Here is a 17,074-nt window from a genome sequence, read left to right as displayed (position 1 = left end):
GTTAGTTCACCTCGTTAAAGATGGCAATCAGTTCATCCTGATCCTTTGCATGAATGATACGCTCTACGTTTTCTTCCTCTGAACAGACAATCGCAATTTGAGAAAGAATATCGAGATGTTCATTGTTTTTACCAGCGATACCAAATACAACTTTAGCAATATTCCCCTCGCCATATTCAACGCCATCTGGAATTTGGATAATGGAAATTCCTGAATGAAGGACAGCCGCTTTCGCATCCTCTGTTCCATGAGGAATGGCAATTCCATTGCCCATAAATGTAGAAGAAATGTTTTCTCTTTCAAACATTTTGTCCACATAATCACTTGTGACATAACCGTTTGCCACTAAGACTTCGCCTGCTTTTTTAATGGCTTCTTCTTTAGAGCCCGCTTGTTCGTTTAGAAAAATATTGTCTTTTGAAAGTACTTGTTTCATGAAAGATCACACACCTTTTTTAGAATAGAAAATCAGAAAACAACCAAAACGGGGAGTTCAATTAGGAAAAATTGGACTCAACCCGTTTCGTCATGTTATTTTTTCAATTTCTCAATCAGCTCATCGTATTTCGGGCTGTTTAAGAAATTATCAACTGAGATATGGACAGCTCCTGGCAGTTTTGCCTTGGCTCTATCTGTTAAATCTTTATGAGTAAAGACCACATCGGCATCATCTGGGATGTTGCTGATGGATGTATTTGTTACATCAATATCAAGCTCTGCCTTTTTGACTTTATTCTTTAAGACGGATGCGCCCATCGCACTTGAGCCCATTCCTGCATCACAGGCAAAGATGATTTTGTTCACGTTATCTGGATTGATTTCATCTGGAGATGCTGCTTGCTCGCTTGCTTCAGCACCTTCTTTTTGTGCTGTAAGAGCAGCTGCTGCTGCACTTTTCTTGCCTTTCATGTCTTGCATTTTTTCTGTTGCTGCTGTTAAGTCTTCGTCCACTGCTTTTGACGCTTTTAAAATGACAGAAGCGACAAGGAACGATACGACCGCTGCCACGACAACACCTGCTAGAACGGCAAGGTGGCCGCCTTTTGGTGACATGAGCATAAGAGCGATGATACTTCCTGGTGACGGCACAGCCTTTAAGCCTGCATTTAACAGTGTAAAGGTCAGAACGCCGCTTGCTCCCCCAGCAATAACAGCCAAAATGAGCTTTGGCTTCATTAAGATGTATGGGAAGTAAATCTCATGGATTCCCCCTAAAAATTGAATGACAATCGCACCCGGTGCAGACTGCTTTGCCGTCCCTCTTCCAAAGAACATGTAAGCTAGAAGAACACCGAGACCTGGCCCTGGGTTTGTTTCAAGCAAGAACAGAACGGACTGGCCTGTCTTCGCCGCTTGCTCTACTCCTAATGGACCTAAAATCCCTTGGTTAATGGCATTGTTTAAGAACAATACTTTCGCTGGTTCAATGAAGATACTTGCCAGCGGAAGTAAATGTGCATTGACAATGATATCTACACCTGCCGCAAGGGCTTTATTCAGGCCTAGTACCACTGGACCGATGGCGTAGAAAGCAATCGCGACTAAAATGGCACCTAGAATACCTGCACTAAAGTTATTAATCAGCATTTCAAAGCCTGATCTGATTCGGTCTTTGAACAGCTGGTCGATTTTCTTAATGAGATAACCGCCAAGCGGCCCCATGATCATTGCGCCTAGAAACATTGGGATGTCCGAACCGACAATAACCCCAATCGTAGCGGTTGCACCGAGTACCCCGCCTCGATGGTCATATACGAGCTTCCCGCCTGTGTAACCGATTAAGAGCGGCAGCAAGTAGTTGATCATTGGTCCAACAAGTGTATTTAATTGTTCATTTGGAAAATAACCACTTGGAATGAACAATGCTGTGATGAGTCCCCAAGCGATAAACGCTCCAATATTCGGCATGATCATACCGCTTAAATAGCTTCCGAAGCGCTGTACTTTTACGCGAAATCCGCTTTTTTCCTGCATCTATGAAAACTCCTTTCTTCTCTCCCTTTATTTAGGGCTTTATAGGTCAAAAGATATAAGAACAAGATTCAGTGAAGCCCTTATGCCTATCGTAAAACGCTTTCACTTTCTCTTCAATTGAAACTAAATGTCACTTTGTCACATAGTGTGTGACAAAATTGAAAAATGATGTGACATCACCTTCAGATCCCAATACAAAAGGGGAGAAAAGGTTGATCTGCTGTTGTTTTGAAGCAAAATTCATGGGAATTTCACAACTTTCAAATGGTCTCTTCTTGTTTCCTCTTCTTAAATCGAATAGGCTTATAATTGATCAAACCTATTCAATTAAGAAATGTCTGCGCAGACATGACACAGAAAAAGTGAACCATCTTGCTGTTTGTTTCGTTTACCTTTTAGAGAGGGCGGTACAATAGGAAGAGCGGTTTTTTCTGTGACTCACAGTTTACTGCCGCTTTCTTTCTGATACATGAGACATTTTCATAGGTAGAAAGGCGGTTATTCACCTTGTTTAAAAATAGTAAGTGGCTTCTGCTTCTTATGGTCATGTTCGCTTTTTTCATTCCAAAGGAAGCATTTGCTCACGCATACGTCGTGAGCTCAAACCCAGCGGCAAATGAAGAACTGGATCAGCAGCCTCCTTCAGTCTCGATCACATTTAGTGAAGGGATTGAAAGCGGATTTCATGCCATTAAGGTGCTAAATGCAAAAGGTGATCGTGTGGATAAAGGAGATACGGTCATTAAAGATCAAAAGATCATGGAAGCGGCTTTGAAAAAGAATTTACCAAAAGGAATTTACACCATCCAGTGGAATGCGGTATCAGCGGACGGACACTCTGTCTCTGGCATGATTCCGTTTAGTATTGGAAAAGCGGATGGCGGTTTTGACCAATTAGAGCAAGGTCAAACGAATGAATCCATTGATGTGGCCTCAACTATTGATAAAGCCTTTCTTTATACGTCATTCAGCTTATTCCTTGGGACCATTTTGTTTGGACTGCTTTGGTTTAAGACTGCGATTTCACCTGCATTGGCGAAACGAATGAAGCGGCTTTTGACCGTGTCATTGATGATGATGGGCGGAGCACTTGTGTTCCAGCTGCCGATTCAGACAAAATCAGCGGCAGATGTGTCCTTTTGGGGGGCATTTCAGCCTTCGCTTTTACAAGAAACGATTGCGTCCACTTCTGGCGGTAGTCTGTGGATGATGCTTATGGCATCATTTGTTCTTCTCACCATCTGGACGATTGTAGCGGTGAGAAAAGGGGACTTCTCTTCTTTTCGGGTTTGGCTGTTTCCACTGCTCCTCTTCACAGTGCTCCTTTGGCTGAAGGCACAAATCGGACATCCAGCCGCAACAGACAATAGAATACTCACAACATCACTTGATTTCATCCATCTCGTCTCTGCTTCGATTTGGGTCGGTGGTTTAACAGCCATTGTCCTTCTATTAATGAAGAAACTGCCAAATGAAGATCAGCCGCTCATTCGGAGTACGCTAGCAGCATTTCATCCTTGGGCACTGCTCTCTGTTGGACTCATTGTGTTTTCCGGATTTGTGAATGCCATCTTTATTTTGCAATCGTTTGACGCTCTTTTCCAATCAGCATACGGACGCACCTTTTTAATCAAGCTTGGTTTATTTATCATCATGGGCCTTCTTGGGCTTATGCATTACTTAATGCTGAGATGGGAAAAGAAGCAGAAACGCAGCATTTCCTTACGAGCCGAATGGATGATCGGGATCGCCATTTTGTTATTAACAGCTGTCTTTACCAATATTCCTAGCCCTCCTCCGCCTGCACCTGAGCCCTTCTTTGGTGCAAATCAGGTCGAGCATCGTGATATTGTGTCCTTGAGCATTACTCCGAATGCCCCGGGGAAAAACTCATTCGAAGTGGCATTTACAAAGAAGAATGGCGAAACGATCACTGATATTCAATCTGTAACAGCCAAGATCCATAAGGTGGCTTTATTCGGTGATGAGACACCGAGTGAATTTCAGCTGAAACGATTAAAAAATGGTCATTTCTCTGCTGAAAATCTCTTATTAAATGAAAAAGGCACATGGAAAATTGAAATCCATGCGTTAACTGGTTCTTTTAAGAATATCGATACCACATTTATTAGAAGAAACTAAAAGGAGTTCATCACATATGAAAAAATACGTTAAAGCTTTATTACCAATGCTTCTCGCTTCATTTTTATTAGCAATTCCTGTGAGTGCGCACGTAACAGTCAAGCCTGATACATCTGCGACAAATGCTTGGGAGACCTATACATTAAAGGTTCCTTCTGAGAGTGACAGCCCGACGACAAAGGTTGTCTTGTCAATACCTAAAGGCGTAGAATTCCAGCAATATGAGCCAGTACCTGGCTGGAAAACATCAACTGAAGAGAAAGATGGCAAGGTAACAAGAGTGACTTGGGAAGCAACAGGTAAAGGTGTGCTTGCTGGACAATTCCAGCAATTCGTTTTTGTAGCGAAAAACCCTGAAAAAGCAGGTGAAGCTGCTTGGGATGCGTATCAATATTATAAGGATGGAACAGTCGTTGAATGGACTGGCGATAAAGATGCTGATAAACCTCATTCCATCACAAACATTGTGGCATCTAATACTGTAACGGATTCACATGGCCAGGAAAAACCAAAAGAAGAAAAGGCCTCTGAAACAGCCTCTGCTTCTTCCTCACCACTTGTCCTTGGTCTGTCCATTGCTGCTCTAGTCGTGGCACTGATTGCACTTGGACTTGCTTTTAGAAAGAAATAAAAGCTGTATGAGCGATCGTTTTCTCAGAAACGATCGTTTTTTCTTGCATCACAGACTGTTTACTTTTATTAGAAATCAATTATTTTCCATTTTCCCAACTTGTTATTACCAATATAGGATTGAATAGGATAAAGCGGCGTGACATAATGAGACAGATGACCACATAGGAGGCTATGAGATGAACCATGTAATTATATTTGCTCATCCCCAGCAAAGCTTAAATCAAACCTTATTAGATCTTGTTGTGAGCACTCTATTGAACAATGGTCATAAAGTGACTGTTCGTGATGTCTATGCCCTAGGTTTTCCGCCAGAGCTCACCATTGCAGAAAAGGCTGCCATCAAATGCGGTGATGTCCCAATCGCTATTCAAAGAGAGCAGACACTGATTCAGCAAGCGGATGTGCTGACGTTTATTTTTCCAATATGGTGGACAGGCTTGCCGGCCATGCTAAAAGGATATGTAGAGCGCGTGTTTTCTGAAGGTTTTGCTTATCAGATCAGTGAGGATGGAGAGATTGAAAATCTGCTTCGACACAAAAAAGGTGTCATTATCAACACGCATGATGCACCGAGGACTTTTCTTGATTCCAATAAAGTCTTCAGCTCCTCTCATCACATGACAACCGATACTGAAGTCTTCAATTTTATTGGCGTTCAGCCTGTCGAACGGCTTTTGTTCAGCAGCATGGAGCAGGCATCTGCAGATTACATACATGAAATTTTGAAAGAAACGAAAGAAACGGTGGATCAGCTTTTTCCGCCGGCTGTTTAACATAAAAAAGACTGCCGAGATCCCTCTGACAGTCTTTTTCACGTTTATTCGTCTAACCCAATGGATACATATTTTGTTTCTAAATAAGGTTCGATTCCTTCGATGCCGCCTTCTCGGCCAATTCCGCTCTCTTTCATACCGCCAAAAGGTGCTTGAACAGCCGATGGACCGCCATCATTCCAGCCAATAATCCCATAATCGAGATGTTCTGAAATGTAGAGTCCGTTCCGATAATTTTCTGTAAAGAAATAAGCTGCAAGGCCAAAAGGTGTATCGTTGGCTAATTCAATTGCCTCGTCTAACGTTTTGAATGTCGTAATTGGTGCCACTGGACCAAAGGTCTCTTCATGCATGATGTTCATCGAAGGATCCACATGTGTAAGAACCGTTGGCTGGACAAAATAATATGATTTGTCATCGTCGAAATGCGTATCGCCGCCGACAAGAACTTTCGCCCCTTTATCCACTGCATCTTGAATTTGACCGACAATTTTATCAAAGCCGCGCTTGTTGATAATTGGTCCAATAGATATGCCTTCTTCAAAGCCATTACCTACTTTCAGCTTTTCTACTTCTTTGCTGAAGCTTTGCGCAAATGCTTCATGAATGTCTTCATGCACAATTAAACGGTTGGCACAGACACAGGTTTGTCCTGCATTCCGAAACTTAGATGCCACTGCCTGTTTGACAGCTAGTTCAAGATTCGCATCCTTGTCTACGATGAGCGGAGCATGACCGCCAAGCTCCATTGATACGTGTTTGACTGTGCTGGCACTGTTTTTGATTAAATGCTTTCCGACGGGCGTTGAGCCTGTAAACGTGATTTTTCGAATCAATGGACTATCTGTGAAGATTTCACCCACTTCTTTGCCATCTCCCACAACCCATTGCAGTGCATCCTCCGGAATGCCGGCTTCATGACCTAATTTTACTAGTTCAATGGCTGTCAGCGGTGTGTCTTCAGCAGGTTTTACAATAAACGTACAGCCTGCTGCAAGCGCAGGAGCTGCCTTTCTCGTAATCATCGCTGCAGGGAAATTCCACGGAGTAATGGCAGCAACAGGACCAACTGGCTGTTTTGTGACGAAAAGCCGTTTGTTCGTCGTATGTGACGGGATGGTTCTGCCGTAGATTCGCTTTGCTTCTTCTGCGTACCATTCAATATAACCAGCCGCATAGACGATTTCTCCTAATGCTTCTTGATACGGCTTTCCGTTTTCTTCTGTGATGATTTTCGCAAGCCTTTCTTTATGCTCAATCATCAGATCAAACCACTTGCGAATGATATTGGCACGTTCATGCGCTGACGTTTTTGCCCATGATTTGAATGCTTTGTGTGAACGGGAAATTGCGTCTTCGATCTGTTCTTTTGTATGCTGAGCAACTGAAGCAATTTCTTCTCCTGTTGCAGGATTATACACTCTGAGTTCGTTTGTCATGCTCTACCGTCTCCTTCGTTCTTGGATTCATTACATATAGTATATACCCAATGAGTACCCAACCTAAAAGCAATATCCATTCAGCTGGCCACGATAAGGAAGCCGGCATTCCTGGAAAGTAAAATGAAAGGAAAAGAAGACTCAGTCCGATGGCTAAAACACCTGTCGTCCGCCAATATTTAATGCTGTATGGACGCTCCAGCTCAGGTTCTGTTTTGCGAAGCCTCATAAAGGCAATGGACACGATTAAGTACCCGACGATGATCCCGACACCGCCCGCATTGACAATCCATACGAGGGCAGGGCGCCCTAATAATGGAGCGAAAAAAGCTAAAGCTCCAAGAAATAAAATGGCATTTGTCGGTGTTTTATACTTTGGATGAATATACGCAAACCATTTGGAAATCATACCTCTTTCCGCCATAGCATATAGAATACGGCTTGCACCGATAATAAAAGCATTCCAGCTCGTCACAATTCCTGCTACCCCTCCAATGACAAGCACTGTTCCAAACGCTTGATGACCGAGAAGCTGAACCATCGCATCTGCTGTTGCTAATGAAGAGGCTTCAAGCTGTCCTTTTGACATTCCAGCAGCTACCCCAAAGACAATAAGCAGATAAAAAACGACTGCGCTCACGATGGAGATAATCAAGATTCTCCCAATGATTTTTTTTGGTGCGTTAATCTCCGCCGCTACTTGCGGAATGACATCAAACCCAACGAATAAAAAGGGAATCATGACTAACACCGCCATAAGCCCCCCAACCCCGCCTTGAAACATCGGCTCAAGGTTTGCAAAATCTCCATTAAATGTTGCGCCGCCTAAAAGGAGAAAACCTGTCAGAATAATCGCCACTGTGAACACGGACTGAAAAATGGCAGCAGGCTTCGCTCCAATGTAATTCAGCGCTGTTAAAAACAATGCCCCGCCAGATCCAATCAATACCCATGTGAAATAAACGTCCCATCCTCCTATATTCCATAAGAAGCCAGCATGCTGTGTTGGAATCACATAATCAATGACGGTCGGCAAGGCGACAGCTTCAAACGTAATCACAGACACATAACCAAATAATACGCCCCATGCTGAGACGAACGCTGCTTTCATCCCAAATGCCCGCTGGACAAAAACGAGCCCTCCGCCTGTCTCTGGAATCGCAGACGAAAGTTCAGCATACGTAAGTCCGATAAAGATGACGAGAATCCCGCCTATAATGAAAGCAATCACACTGCCTAAAAATCCAGCTGTTAAAATCCAATCTCCCGAAAGTACAACCCAGCCCCAGCCAAGCATTGCACCAATGGACAAAAACAGCACGTCAGACTGCGACATCGTTTTTGCCATTTGTTGTTTTTGCATACAACCATCCCCCTTTGTTGTTTAGCGTGCTTTGAAGGCGTCCTCGATAATCCCTAGTCCTTCGTGAAGCAGCTCATCTGTGATGACAAGTGGTGTTAAGAAGCGAATGATATTCCCATTAATCCCTGCCGTTAAAAGAAGCAGCCCGTGCTCATTTGCATATGCTGCAATCGCTGCGGCTGTTTTCTTATCCGGTGTACGCGTTGTTTGATCTTCCACAATTTCAATCGCCGCCATTGCCCCTAACCGGCGGACTTCCCCAATGAATGGATACGCCTGTCTCCATTCATTTGCTTTGTCCTCAATGACTTGCCCAATATGTTCAGATCGTTGATTCAGTTGTTCTGTTTCAATGATATCAAGGACAGCCAGTGCAGCTACACAGCCTAACGGACTTCCTGCATATGTTCCCCCAAGCTCCCCTGGATCTGCCGCATCAAGCATTTCTTTTCTACCAACGACTCCGCTCAGCGGTAAGCCAGCTGCAAGAGATTTTGACACAGTAATTAAGTCCGGTACCACATCAAAGTGCTCAATCGCAAAGTATTTCCCTGTTCTCGCAAAACCAGTTTGGATTTCATCTGCAACAAAGACAATCCCGTGCTGCTGACAGAATGAAGCAACATGCTGAACGAAACGCTTCGATGGCACAATGAATCCGCCCTCCCCTTGGACTGGTTCCATGACCACACAAGCAACAGTTTCAGGTGCAACGGCTGCGACGAAGAATTGATTGAATTGATCAATGATGTACTCGTCGTAAGCAGCATCACTTAAGCCTTCAGGCTTTTGATAGTAATAAGGGTACGGTGCTTGGTACACCTCAGATGCGAATGGTCCGAAGCCAAATTTATATGGCTTGACCTTGCTTGTCATGCTCATTGTCATATTCGTTCTGCCATGAAAACCTCTTGTAAACGACACAACAGCCTGTCTTTTCGTATATTTACGTGCAATTTTCACCGCATTTTCAACAGCTTCTGCACCTGAATTAAGAAAAATGGCTTTCTTATCATGACCCCCTGGTGTGAGATGGCACAGCTTCTCTGCCAATTCGATATACGATTCGTACATCATCACGTTGAATCCTGGGTGAATCAGGCTATCTGCCTGTGCTTTGACCGCTTCCACGACCTTTGGATGTGAATGTCCTACGTTTAATGTGCCAATGGCGCCTGCAAAATCGATAAATCGTTTCCCATCAATATCGAACAGCTCGGCTCCTTTCCCCTTCGCTGCAAGATGACGGTTGCCATTACTCACGCCTCTTGCGACGTATTGATCTCTTTTCCCCTGCCATTCTTCGGTTGAAAAACGGTTTGTTGTCGTTTGACTCATTGTCATCCATCCCCTTTATATCCTTTTTTATTATTCTGAATATTTTTTGGTATGATAGAAAGTACCAATATCATTTTTTTCATGGTACCAGAGAGGATGGAATGGTGAGATGCTGACAATTCAACTAGACCAAACAGGACAAAACGGATATATTTATCATCAAATTTATATGAAAATTAAAGAAGAAATCTTAAATCGCAACCTGCAGCCGCATGATCAATTACCATCTAAACGAGAGTTAGCCGAAACATTAAACGTTAGCGTTAATTCAGTGAATGGCGCCTATCAGCAGCTGCTTGCTGAGGGATATTTATATTCGGTTGAACGCAAAGGTTTTTTCGTGGAATCACTAGAAACATTTCATGAATCTGGTCAGCTAAAACCCTCTTCTCTTCCTGTAGATTTAAAGGAAGAACCGATTGCACGAGACGACTGGTATTCCTTTTCACATATCTCCGTCGATACAGCGAACTTTCCATTTAAAAGCTGGCTGAAAAGTGAACAAAAGGCGATCCACCTTCACCAAGAAGCCTTCGGTGAGCTTCCGCATCCACAAGGTGTGTATGAACTGCGGGAAACGATTGCGCGGCTGATCGGACTTGCACGAGGGGTCAAATGCTATCCGGAACAGCTCATTTTAAGTGCAGGCACACAGTCACTGATCCATTCGTTATCAAGCATTCTTCCGGCCGATCAAATATATGGGTTAGAAAACCCTGGCTACCGCCGGCTCTTTCAAATGCTGAAAAACAATCATCACCAAATTGAAACGATTGGCATTGATCAAAAAGGTGTGCAGATGAGCGACATTCATAAGAAACAGCCAAATGTGTTAATCATTACCCCTTCACATCAATTTCCAACAGGGGTGATTATGCCGATTTCCCGGCGCATTCAGCTGTTAAACTGGGCAGCCGATCAGCCAGACCGTTATATCATTGAGGATGATTATGACAGTGAATTTAAATATGGCACAGACAGCATTCCGGCGCTGCAAAGTCTTGACCGATATGACAAAGTCATTTATATGGGCACCTTTTCAAAATCATTGCTGCCCGGCTTGCGGCTAAGCTATATGGTGCTGCCTCAGCATTTATTGAGACGCTATAAGGAGGAACAGCATTTTTTCATTCAAACAGCTAATCTTTTTACACAATACACCCTTCTTCATTTTATAAAAGATGGGGCGTATCAACGGCATATTAAAAGAATGAATGGTTTATATGAGGAAAAACGGAAGCAGCTTATTGAAGAGCTCAATACGGTTTTTGCTGACAATGTGAGGATTATTGGAGAAAATGCCGGGCTTCATTTTATCGCAGAGTTCCGCTCAAATCGAACGCAGCATGAGATTTTACAGCGAGCGAAAGAAAGAAAGCTGAAAATGTACGGAATGGATCGTTTTACCCTTGATGAGCAATTGCCGGGGCATCAGCCAGGCTTTGTCCCGCTCGTCCTCGGCTTCTCACATATGAAGCAAGAGGATATTCAGCCGGCAGTGAAACGGCTGTATGACGCCATTTTTGGGAAATAAAACAGCCAGCTGCTCTTCATAGACAGCTGGCTTACCACCGTTCTTTATCTACAGCTAGAATCGATGACATGAGTCCAGGAAAAGCGGTCTCGATGTCTTCTTTTCTTAAAGAATAGTAACGGTGCTTCCCGTCAATTCTCACTTTCACGACGCCTGCCTCCCTCAGCACTTTGAAATGATGGGAAAGCGTAGATTTGGCAATATTCATCTCATACGTGCCGCATGTCCTCTCCCCCGCTTCCGCTAAGCAGCGGACAATTTCTAACCGGATTGGATCAGCCAATGCGTGCAGCACAGAAATCAATCTCATATCTTCTTTGTTTGGATGGTTTGGATTCGTCATACAATAAATGTATCGTATTTAGTGCCAACATACAATCTCATTCACCTGAAGCTGACTAGTCAAGTAACGATATGACTTCACAAACGTCCATTATTCATGAGACTGTCTGAAGGGAAGGAACCCATTTTGAAACATAATATATGGATGAGTTTATTGATGATGATTCTCGCGATCTTCCTCTGCGCCTGCCAGTCCGTCCAATATTCTCAGTCAAAACCACCTAGTGCTGAAGAGTTATTAGCTATGGATCAGCAGGCAGATTTATTTCAATGGGAAGGAACGGTCTATGAAACAAATGTAGATTGGACGACATCCTTACACGTCACAAAACATCAGCAAGTAGGTGTCATTCAGAAAACAGCCGTCAAAAATTTTGAACATGGTACAGCTTCTAGGCTGCAAAAAGGGACCGCTATTTACTCTGTGAAAGAGAGAGAAGACATGTTGGTCGTCGAACTTCACGGCAAAACAAAAATATATACCGCACATGCGGAAGGATAAATACCTGTCATGCAGACGGGTATTTTTTTAAGTTCATTTTCTTGTCATGGGTCATTGGTTTTGTTATCATAGCAAAAGTGACCACTCGGTTTCCATTGTGACCATATGGTTTTGCCGATTCGGAAAGGACTTATGAAGATGAACGAAAAGCAAGAAGAGATTTTGCGGGTTTCAAAGAAATTATTTTCTCAAAAAGGCTATATGAGTGTCTCCATGCAGTCAATTGCCGATGCCTGTAAAATATCAAAAGCGTCTATTTATAAACTGTTTGATTCAAAGGAAGCTCTTCTACTAGAACTGATTAAATACAATCAGCGCAAAATGAGAGAGATTTCCCGCATCATTCATTCAGAAACGACGCTGTCCAAAAAGGAAAAATTCACAAAGAAGATCAAGCTTGAGCTTGAAGAGTTTAAAGAGAATCATAAATTTTTGAACATGCTGTCCTTTGAAGCTTTTTCTCAGCATTCGCCTATTGTCATTAAACACTTACGCGAGACACGCTCCATTATCATGCAGCGGCACAAAGACATTATTTTGAGCACCTATGGTGAATCTGTCGCTCCTTATGTCTGGGATCTCGTGATTGTTCTCAATGGATTAATGAGAGAATTCATCTTAATGCTGGCGATTGAGCACAAGAACATCAAATTAGAAAATGCTGCTGAGATGATTATCGGTGTGATGGACCGTGTATCGAAAAAGCCTTGCTCAATTGAGCCTGTGTTAACAGATCAGCTCATGGACTCTTATTTGTTTTCCTCACAGGACGGATATGATGAAGAAAAACTTGTCATCTCGTACTTAACGAAGATCAAACAAGAGCTTCACACACTGTCAAACGGAGAAGAAAAAGACGATCTCCTCTCTGCTTATGAGCTGCTCAATCAAGAATTATCAAAGGATGAACCGAGAACCTTTTTAGTCAGCTCACTGCTCGATTATTTAGGCAAAAACAGCGTTTTATCACAAAACGTGTCACAGCTGAAAAACATCATTTTATAGATAAAGAAGGGATAACATGAACCAATCAACTACATCGTATAATCGATCTGTGATTGTTGGGATTTTCCTCGTTGGGGCATTCGTTGCGATTTTAAACCAAACGCTTCTCATTCCAGCGATCCCGCATATCATGGAAGATTTCAATATTGAGGTCAGCAAAGGACAGTGGCTTACAACAGCCTTTATGCTGACAAACGGGATTCTCATCCCCATTACGGCTTTCCTCATTGAGAAATTTTCAAGCCGTTCTTTAGTTTTAACGGCACTTAGCATCTTTACAGCCGGTACAATTCTTGCTTCATTTGCAACGAATTTCCCGGTGTTACTTGCAGCGCGTATCGTACAGGCAGCCGGTGCAGGGATTTTAATGCCGCTGATGCAAACGATCTTTTTAACCATTTTCCCAAAAGAAAAACGCGGGCAGGCAATGGGCATGGTCGGACTTGTCATCTCGTTCGCACCTGCGCTTGGACCAACACTTGGCGGCTGGATTGTTGATTCCTTCAGCTGGAAGTTCTTGTTCTATATTGTTCTGCCAATCGGTATCATTGATCTCATTCTTGCTTTCTTCTTAATGAAAAATGTGACGCAGCAAAGAGAAACACGTATAGATGTCTTATCTGTCATCTTGTCGTCGTTCGGATTCGGCGGGCTGCTTTACGGATTCTCTAGTGTCGGCACGTATGGATGGACGAGTGCGACTGTTCTCATTTCGCTGATTGTCGGCGCCGTGAGCTTGTTCTTCTTTATCCTGCGCCAGTCGAACTTAACAAGACCGATGCTGGAGTTTGGCGTATTTAAATTTGCGATCTTTAGCTTAACAACCTTCCTCGGCATGCTTGTCTTTGCTTTATTGATTGGGACAGAGACGATTCTGCCGCTTTATACGCAGAATGTCAGAGGGCTGTCTGCACTTGATACAGGGCTTATCTTATTGCCAGGTGCTCTCTTCATGGGACTCCTGTCACCGATTATTGGACGGATTTTTGATAAAGTCGGCGGAAAAGGGCTGGCATTAGGCGGATTTACGATACTCACCGTTACCACCCTGCCATTTATGCTGCTCACCCTTGATTCATCGATCGCCCTCATTACGGTCGCCTACACGCTTCGGTTAATCGGGGTTGGGATGATCATGATGCCGCTGACAACCGCAGGTATTAACTCTTTACCGCCTCATTTGATCCCTCATGGGACAGCGATGAATAACACGATGAGACAAGTAGGCGGTTCCATTGGAACGGCTGTGCTTGTCTCTATCATGAGCAGCTCTGCTGCAAATGCAGAATTGGCCAATCCATTAAAATCGGCCGTTCATGGAATGAATACGTCATTCTTCATTTCTGGTCTGATTGCCGTCATTGGACTCGTCCTCTCCTTTTTCTTAAAGGAAAAAAAACGTGAGAATAAAGTGATGAAGCAGGAGCTATCTTCCTCCTCGTCTTCTTCATAAGAAAAAGAGCTCGGCATATGGCCGGCTCTTTTTTCATATACTCATACAATATCGTCCTCTCTGTAAACACATTTGTATTTCTAGTGAAGAAAAACCTTGATAATTTAAAGAAAAGAGTTGATAATAGGAACTATTCAATTTGTGAGAAAATTTTTACTATAGGAGATGTATGCATTGAAGGTCGTTAAATTTGGTGGCAGTTCACTTGCATCTGGCAAGCAGCTGCAAAAGGTATTTGACATTGTAACAGCAGATCCAGCTCGAAAAGCAGTCGTTGTTTCCGCACCAGGAAAACGGCATTCAACGGATACAAAGGTCACCGATCTATTAATTAGCTGCGGTGAACAATATTTACGTTTAGGCGAAGCACATGATTTAAAGGAAGCAGTCATTGAGAGGTATGCCTCAATAGCGGATGAACTCGGATTAGGTCAAGACATTATCGATACCATCAGGCAAGATCTAGACACATTATTACAGGCTGATTCATCCCGCCCTGAGTGCTATCTTGATGCCATTAAAGCAAGCGGTGAAGACAATAACGCTAAGCTCATTGCCGCCTATTTCCGCCACCAGGGTGTAGAAGCTCATTATGTGAATCCAAAGGAAGCTGGTTTGTTTGTGAGCGATGAGCCTGGCCAAGCACAAGTTCTGCCGGAGTCTTATGATCATTTGTACAAATTAAGAGAGCGCTCTGGCATTATTATATTCCCTGGCTTTTTTGGCTTTAGTCTCGCGGGAGACATCGTCACCTTTTCGCGAAGCGGCTCCGATATTACCGGCTCCATTTTGGCGAACGGTTTGAAGGCAGATGTATATGAAAACTTTACAGATGTCGATGCTGTCTATGCCGTCAATCCAACGATTGTTCATGAACCAAAAGAGATTACAGAGCTGACATACCGGGAAATGCGCGAGCTGTCCTATGCTGGTTTTTCTGTGTTCCATGATGAAGCACTTATTCCTGCCTTCCGTGCAGGCATTCCGGTTCAGATTAAAAACACCAACAACCCGTCGGCAAAAGGGACAAAAATCGTAAATCAGCGGGACCATACAAATGGACCTGTTGTTGGAATCGCCTCAGACAATGGATTTTGCAGTATTTACATTAGTAAATATTTGATGAACAGAGAAGTCGGTTTTGGACGAAAGGTGCTGCAAACACTAGAAGAGTATGGGCTTACGTATGAGCATGTTCCTTCTGGCATTGATGATATGACCATTATTTTACGTCAGGATCAGCTGGAGGAGCAGCATATCGAAGAGGAGCTGCTAGACCGCTTGAAGGTCGTGCTTGATGCAGATGAGGTCGTTTTAGAGCGAAATCTCTCGCTGATTATGGTTGTAGGAGAAGCGATGCGTCATAATGTTGGCACAACAGCAAGAGCGGCAAAGGCGCTGTCAAAAGCGAAGGTCAATATTGAAATGATCAATCAAGGCTCTTCAGAGGTCAGCATGATGTTTGGCGTCAAAGCGGCTCAAGAAAAAGAAGCTGTTCAAGCCTTGTATGAGGAATTTTTCTCTATGTCTACTGTCCCTGTCTCTCTTTAATCAGAAGGCTGCCAGATCTTTGGATCGGCAGTCTTTTTTCATCTCGACGATCAGAGTGTTTTTGCGCATTAAAGTGTATCTATTTCTTGTTTGATTTTGTATGATAGAGACAAATCAACTATCCGTTCCGAGCCTATGATCGGAGCTACAAGGAGTCCTAAAACAATGCCTCGTCAACAACTATTAAAACAGTTTCGCAATTTTCATGATGCTTCTACTAGTATTTTAAACATGATGAGTCAATTCATTGATGTGAATACACTGTTTATTGCTAAAAATGATCAAAACACCAATCAAATTGTAAAGGTGCTAAATCATGACGAGCAGCTTCTTGAAGAAGGAGAAGAACTTCCTTACGAAAAGACATTTTGCAAGCTTGTGGTCGATCATCGGGATACACTTGTGATTCCTGACATTTCGAAGGATGACCGTTTTAAATACTTAGAGGTTACGAAAAATCTTCAAGGCGGCTCGTTTATTGGAGTTCCCATTAATTTCACAGATGGGACGAACTACGGAACGATTTGCGGACTTGATTTGAGGCCGAAGCAGTTCACAGAAGAGCATGTGTATATGTTTGAAACGATGGCTTCATTATTAAGCTATGTCCTCGAACTAGACCGTGCCAACCGGCAAATTCGGCAATTGTCTGTACCGATCGTACCAGTTGTTGACGGTGTCGCTGTGCTTCCTCTGCTTGGTGATATCGAAGAGACACGTGCTCAGCATATTTTAGAAACCATTTTACAGGAAAGCTACAGGCTGTCGCTCTCTCATTTGGTCATTGATGTATCGGGAACCAAAAGCCTGAATGAACAAAGCATTCAATATTTGGTCAGCTACGCACAAACGCTGAGACTTTTAGGAATTTCGGCAGTTTTAACAGGTATTAAGCAAGACCTTGCTTTAAGTGCGATTCAATCCAATATATCGTTTAAAGACATCACCATCCGGAAAGACTTGCCGCAGGCACTTGCTCATATTGGGTTGACGTTTACCAAAAATGAATAAGTGGTGATTCACCA

The 17,074-nt window shown here is 43.2% G+C and carries 15 protein-coding genes; 9 read left to right on the top strand and 6 right to left on the bottom strand.

Annotated features, from left to right (window positions below; all coding sequences use genetic code 11):
* Window position 1: 1 nt before the first annotated feature.
* Together ASE42_RS00945 and ASE42_RS00940 are read right to left on the bottom strand one after the other, a co-directional pair.
* Window positions 2–436 carry a PTS sugar transporter subunit IIA gene (locus ASE42_RS00945; RefSeq protein WP_012008933.1) on the bottom strand — a complete coding sequence of 145 codons (435 nt, stop codon included), beginning with the start codon at window positions 434–436 and terminating at the stop codon, window positions 2–4.
* A gap of 95 nt (window positions 437–531) precedes the next feature.
* Entirely contained in the window at window positions 532–1,974 is a 1,443-nt protein-coding gene (locus ASE42_RS00940; RefSeq protein WP_024427324.1) for a PTS mannitol transporter subunit IICB, read from the bottom strand.
* 507 nt (window positions 1,975–2,481) lie between these two features.
* Here ASE42_RS00940 and ASE42_RS00935 point away from each other — a divergent pair.
* The 3 genes from ASE42_RS00935 (at window position 2,482) to ASE42_RS00925 (ending at window position 5,522) form a co-directional block, all read left to right on the top strand.
* Window positions 2,482–4,116, top strand: a complete 1,635-nt coding sequence (locus ASE42_RS00935) for a copper resistance CopC/CopD family protein (RefSeq protein ID WP_056765153.1) — start codon at window positions 2,482–2,484, stop codon at window positions 4,114–4,116.
* 16 nt (window positions 4,117–4,132) lie between these two features.
* Window positions 4,133–4,747 (top strand): YcnI family protein, encoded by a 615-nt coding sequence (locus ASE42_RS00930; RefSeq protein WP_024425541.1) that lies wholly within the window; start codon window positions 4,133–4,135, stop codon window positions 4,745–4,747.
* A 178-nt stretch (window positions 4,748–4,925) separates the two neighbouring features.
* Window positions 4,926–5,522, top strand: coding sequence for an NAD(P)H-dependent oxidoreductase (locus ASE42_RS00925; protein WP_034622928.1), 597 nt, complete (start codon window positions 4,926–4,928; stop codon window positions 5,520–5,522).
* Window positions 5,523–5,566: 44 nt separating this feature from the next.
* On the opposite strand, the gene ASE42_RS00920 is transcribed toward ASE42_RS00925, so the two are convergent.
* The 3 genes from ASE42_RS00920 to gabT are packed head-to-tail and all read right to left on the bottom strand — an operon-like array spanning window position 5,567 to window position 9,662.
* A complete protein-coding gene (locus ASE42_RS00920; protein WP_056765150.1) occupies window positions 5,567–6,961 on the bottom strand; it encodes an NAD-dependent succinate-semialdehyde dehydrogenase in 1,395 nt (464 codons plus the stop codon).
* On the bottom strand, window positions 6,936–8,324 hold the full coding sequence (locus ASE42_RS00915; RefSeq protein ID WP_024427318.1) for an APC family permease: 1,389 nt from the start codon (window positions 8,322–8,324) through the stop codon (window positions 6,936–6,938). The genes ASE42_RS00920 and ASE42_RS00915 overlap by 26 nt, the downstream gene beginning before the upstream one ends.
* Before the next feature lie 21 nt (window positions 8,325–8,345).
* Window positions 8,346–9,662 (bottom strand): 4-aminobutyrate--2-oxoglutarate transaminase, encoded by a 1,317-nt coding sequence (gene gabT, locus ASE42_RS00910; RefSeq protein WP_056765147.1) that lies wholly within the window; start codon window positions 9,660–9,662, stop codon window positions 8,346–8,348.
* Between the two features lie 109 nt (window positions 9,663–9,771).
* On the opposite strand from gabT, the gene ASE42_RS00905 reads away from it, so the two are divergent.
* Entirely contained in the window at window positions 9,772–11,196 is a 1,425-nt protein-coding gene (locus ASE42_RS00905) for a PLP-dependent aminotransferase family protein (RefSeq protein WP_056765145.1), read from the top strand.
* 31 nt (window positions 11,197–11,227) lie between these two features.
* Here the strand turns inward: ASE42_RS00905 and ASE42_RS00900 are convergent, their stop codons facing one another.
* Complete coding sequence (locus ASE42_RS00900) at window positions 11,228–11,539, bottom strand: ArsR/SmtB family transcription factor (protein ID WP_024427315.1); 312 nt, start codon at window positions 11,537–11,539, stop codon at window positions 11,228–11,230.
* 126 nt (window positions 11,540–11,665) lie between these two features.
* Between ASE42_RS00900 and ASE42_RS00895 the strand changes: the two genes are divergently transcribed.
* The 5 genes from ASE42_RS00895 to ASE42_RS00875 all read left to right on the top strand — a co-directional run bounded on the left by ASE42_RS00895 (window position 11,666) and on the right by ASE42_RS00875 (window position 17,060).
* A complete protein-coding gene (locus ASE42_RS00895) occupies window positions 11,666–12,040 on the top strand; it encodes a hypothetical protein (RefSeq protein WP_117590485.1) in 375 nt (124 codons plus the stop codon).
* 138 nt (window positions 12,041–12,178) lie between these two features.
* Window positions 12,179–13,045, top strand: a complete 867-nt coding sequence (locus tag ASE42_RS00890) for a TetR/AcrR family transcriptional regulator (RefSeq protein ID WP_235566654.1) — start codon at window positions 12,179–12,181, stop codon at window positions 13,043–13,045.
* Between the two features lie 16 nt (window positions 13,046–13,061).
* Entirely contained in the window at window positions 13,062–14,498 is a 1,437-nt protein-coding gene (locus ASE42_RS00885) for an MDR family MFS transporter (protein WP_025093639.1), read from the top strand.
* 174 nt (window positions 14,499–14,672) lie between these two features.
* Complete coding sequence (locus tag ASE42_RS00880) at window positions 14,673–16,049, top strand: aspartate kinase (protein WP_024425532.1); 1,377 nt, start codon at window positions 14,673–14,675, stop codon at window positions 16,047–16,049.
* 165 nt (window positions 16,050–16,214) lie between these two features.
* Entirely contained in the window at window positions 16,215–17,060 is an 846-nt protein-coding gene (locus ASE42_RS00875; RefSeq protein WP_025093640.1) for a GAF domain-containing protein, read from the top strand.
* The last annotated feature ends 14 nt before the right edge of the window (window positions 17,061–17,074 follow it).

It is taken from the genome of Bacillus sp. Root920 (genome assembly GCF_001429445.1).
Taxonomy (GTDB): Bacteria; Bacillota; Bacilli; order Bacillales; family Bacillaceae; genus Bacillus; species Bacillus safensis.
The sequence above is the reverse complement of the archived record's forward strand: the minus strand, read 5'-3'. Positions and strand labels throughout refer to the sequence as shown.

Bases quoted from the DNA above. Each gene is read 5' to 3' on its own strand.
- ASE42_RS00945 (WP_012008933.1), bottom strand. From the start codon at position 436: ATGAAACAAGTACTTTCAAAAGACAATATTTTTCTAAACGAACAAGCG.
- ASE42_RS00940 (WP_024427324.1), bottom strand. From the start codon at position 1,974: ATGCAGGAAAAAAGCGGATTTCGCGTAAAAGTACAGCGCTTCGGAAGC.
- ASE42_RS00930 (WP_024425541.1), top strand. From the start codon at position 4,133: ATGAAAAAATACGTTAAAGCTTTATTACCAATGCTTCTCGCTTCATTT.
- ASE42_RS00925 (WP_034622928.1), top strand. From the start codon at position 4,926: ATGAACCATGTAATTATATTTGCTCATCCCCAGCAAAGCTTAAATCAA.
- ASE42_RS00920 (WP_056765150.1), bottom strand. From the start codon at position 6,961: ATGACAAACGAACTCAGAGTGTATAATCCTGCAACAGGAGAAGAAATT.
- ASE42_RS00915 (WP_024427318.1), bottom strand. From the start codon at position 8,324: ATGCAAAAACAACAAATGGCAAAAACGATGTCGCAGTCTGACGTGCTG.
- gabT (WP_056765147.1), bottom strand. From the start codon at position 9,662: ATGAGTCAAACGACAACAAACCGTTTTTCAACCGAAGAATGGCAGGGG.
- ASE42_RS00905 (WP_056765145.1), top strand. From the start codon at position 9,772: ATGCTGACAATTCAACTAGACCAAACAGGACAAAACGGATATATTTAT.
- ASE42_RS00900 (WP_024427315.1), bottom strand. From the start codon at position 11,539: ATGACGAATCCAAACCATCCAAACAAAGAAGATATGAGATTGATTTCT.
- ASE42_RS00890 (WP_235566654.1), top strand. From the start codon at position 12,179: ATGAACGAAAAGCAAGAAGAGATTTTGCGGGTTTCAAAGAAATTATTT.
- ASE42_RS00885 (WP_025093639.1), top strand. From the start codon at position 13,062: ATGAACCAATCAACTACATCGTATAATCGATCTGTGATTGTTGGGATT.
- ASE42_RS00875 (WP_025093640.1), top strand. From the start codon at position 16,215: ATGCCTCGTCAACAACTATTAAAACAGTTTCGCAATTTTCATGATGCT.